This is a genomic window from Dellaglioa sp. CoH-57-MRSF-18 (genome assembly GCF_056781995.1).
Genome location: NZ_JBXAXX010000024.1, coordinates 1 through 784 on the forward strand (window position 1 = coordinate 1; position 784 = coordinate 784).

At 52.4% G+C, this 784-nt stretch carries 2 protein-coding genes; both read left to right on the forward strand.

Annotation, left to right across the window (positions count from 1 at the left end; all coding sequences use genetic code 11):
• Nucleotides 1–205: hypothetical protein (locus tag AC1RPG_RS07820; RefSeq protein ID WP_481762442.1), on the forward strand; the 205-nt coding region annotated here is incomplete at its 5' end.
• The gene (locus tag AC1RPG_RS07825; protein WP_481762443.1) at nt 202–639 is read left to right on the forward strand and encodes a hypothetical protein; all 438 of its coding nucleotides are present in this window, start codon (nt 202–204) and stop codon (nt 637–639) included. The genes AC1RPG_RS07820 and AC1RPG_RS07825, both read left to right, overlap by 4 nt.
• Nucleotides 640–784 lie beyond the last annotated feature (145 nt).

Here is a 784-nt window from a genome sequence, read left to right on the forward strand (position 1 = left end):
GGTGTCGCTGCTGGGTAAATATTGGGTAGAGAATGCACCGAGCCCGGGTCCGCTGGTCCTAAAAGTACATGGGACCCAAGCACGGCGCGCTGTCCTCAATATGCATACGACGTTTGATGTCCAGTTTCAGGATGGTTTTGTGGTCGGCGGCGATCACAGCTCTGTTCCTCCATCAACGACCGCAATCATCAAGGCTGCAAAATGACAGTACTACGAAATATACAGACGGATCGACATTACAGCGCATGGCTAGATGACGATACGGGTGAGGTGCATGCTTCGCTTATCAGCGATACGTCGATGAGCCCGAGAGCGCGACTCACGATCAATCAACCGGGTTTGAATCTGGAGCCCGTATTGAAGTTCGTGCTTTACGAAGGGGACACGCGACCGCGTTTGACGATCCATGTCGAAGACGGTGCGGCGCTTGCGCTGGCCATGCTTCTTGGCTCTATGGCCGAAAGCGAAAACCCTATCGTGGTCGAAGCGTGGACCCGACTGAAGTTTGAGCTTACGGCTTGGAATTCTACGGCCACTGGCCACCGGCAATCCATTCGCTTTCTGAATCGCAACATCGCGGGCATCAAGAAGTTGGAGCGTGCGGAAGCGATCGAATTGACGATCACGAAGAAACAGTAATACAAAGGAGTGCCGGATGGCTGAAGTAAAGCCGATCACGGTGCATGCGCGGGAGTCTTTTCTAATACCCAAGAAGAGTCTTCCGCTAGATGTTCGTGACGAATTGATTGAGAAGTACAAGTTCCGATTCTACGAGGATAAGAAC

Bases quoted from the DNA above. Each gene is read 5' to 3' on its own strand.
- AC1RPG_RS07825 (WP_481762443.1), top strand. From the start codon at position 202: ATGACAGTACTACGAAATATACAGACGGATCGACATTACAGCGCATGG.